The following is a 1,902-nucleotide window of genomic DNA, read 5'->3' as shown; positions in this document are numbered from 1 at the left end:
TGCTTCTGGCCGTTGTGCAGGACCTTGAGGCGCTCCAGCTCCGAAACATTCGTGGCATTGCGGGCGTCAGTGGTCAGGGACATGATTCTCCTTTGAAGTGGTTGTTGTGTTGGTTCGGAAGGGTGGTTTGTGGGGCTGCGTCGGTAGTGTCAGCTGTGGCGCAGGGGCTGGCGGGAGGTTTCCTTGGCGCAGGCGACCGCCACTAGGGAAACCAGGGCGGCTGCCATGAGGTACCAGCCCGGTGCCAGCAGGTTCCCGCTCATGCCGATCAGCAGCGTGGCAATGAAGGGTGCCGTGCCGCCGAAGATGGCGTTGCCCATGTTGAAGCTGACGGCGAACCCGCTGTAGCGGACCTTGGTGGGGAAGATTTCGGCCAGGAAGCTCGGCAGGGTGCCGTCGTTGAGGGTCAGCATGCCGCCCAGCAGGATCTGGATCAGCAGGATCACCAGGAAGCTGTCGCTGTCCAGCAGCATGAAGGCAGGGACAGTCAGCAGGATGAACGACACCGAGGCGGTGATCAGGATCTTCTTTCGGCCGAAGCGGTCCGAGGCCAGGCCAGTGAGGAAGATGAAGCCGATGTAGGTGAGCAGGGCAACGCTCGTGGCCAGGAACGATTCGCTGGTGCCGAAGCCCAGTTCGCTGGACAGGTACGTGGGCATGTAGCTGAGGATGACGTAGAAGCCGACGGCGTTCAGCAGCACCGCGCCGAAGGCCAGCAGCAGGGCCCGCCAATGGTTGCGGAACATGTTCTTGACCGGGGCGTGCTCGGGCGTCGCCTCCTGCATCGCTTCGCGGAAGACCGGAGTGTCCTCCAGTTTGGTCCGGATGTACCGCCCGATCAGGCCCATGGGGGCAGCCAGCAGGAACGGCAGCCGCCAGCCCCAGTCGTGCATCTGCTCCGCGGACAGCATGGAGGTCAGGAGGGCAGCCAGCAGGGAGCCCAGCAGCAGTCCAGCTGCGGTGCTGGCAGGGACGACGGCGGCATACAGTCCGCGGCGATTGTTTGGTGCGTATTCGGCCAGGAAGGAGGAAGCGCCGGCATATTCGCCCGCAGCGGAGAAGCCCTGGATCACCCGGAAGACCAGGAGCAGGATCGGGGCAGCCATGCCGATGGCGCTGTAGCTGGGGATCAGGGCGATGCAGAAGGTGGCACCGGACATGATCAGGATGGACAGGGACAGAGCGGTCTTGCGTCCGATCCGGTCGCCGAGGTGCCCCCAGACAAAGCCGCCGAGCGGGCGGATAAAGAAGGAGAGCGCGAAGACGGCAAATGTAGACAGCAGCGCCGTCTGGGGATCGGTTTCGGGAAAGAAGACTGTGGAGATGGTCGCGGCCAGGTAGCCGTAGACGGCGTAGTCGAACCATTCGACAAAGTTGCCGATGAAGCTTGCGCCGATGACCCGGCGGCGCGTGCCTTTGTCCAAGCCGTTGTTGTTGCCCGTGCCGGCATCTTTGCCGGCGGGGGAGAGCCCCTGGGGGACGGCAACAGAACTGCTGTCGTTAGTCATGAAGTCCACCAATAAGATCTAGGGAGTTGCGGTCATTGCAACGTTGTTGCATCAGCGTATGGTGTGAGCTGAGGCACTGTCAATGAGAATTCCTGCGTTTTTCCGTAAACTCTTGGTGTCCAGGTTGCGGGTGCTGGAATTCCGCAACTTCTGTATTTCCATTCCGTTGGTGCAACAGCGTTGCGATGCCCACACGGACGCGTTCCTGGACTGCTTGACACCAGCTGTGGGCTAAGTCACGCTGTTTCATGTATTGAAACTCGTTGCGTATTACGCACATGGGATCCCCGGTATCAGGAGGAACAGCGCAGTTATGGCTCATAAGGTCAAGGCGGTTATCGCCAAGGAAAAGAACGCTCCCGTGACCGTGGAAACGATCCTGGTTCCGGACCCG

The 1,902-nt window shown here is 61.3% G+C and carries 1 protein-coding gene; it reads right to left on the bottom strand.

Annotation, left to right across the window (positions count from 1 at the left end):
* Positions 1-149: 149 nt before the first annotated feature.
* Positions 150-1,508, bottom strand: coding sequence for an MFS transporter (locus tag AC5RWU_RS24155; RefSeq protein WP_493986703.1), 1,359 nt, complete (start codon positions 1,506-1,508; stop codon positions 150-152).
* Positions 1,509-1,902 lie beyond the last annotated feature (394 nt).

The organism is Arthrobacter sp. B0427-1-12 (assembly GCF_059092905.1).
This window is presented reverse-complemented; position numbering and strand designations above follow the sequence as displayed.

Coding starts and splice junctions, on each gene's coding strand:
- AC5RWU_RS24155 (WP_493986703.1), bottom strand. CDS start 1,508: ATGACTAACGACAGCAGTTCTGTTGCCGTCCCCCAGGGGCTCTCCCCC.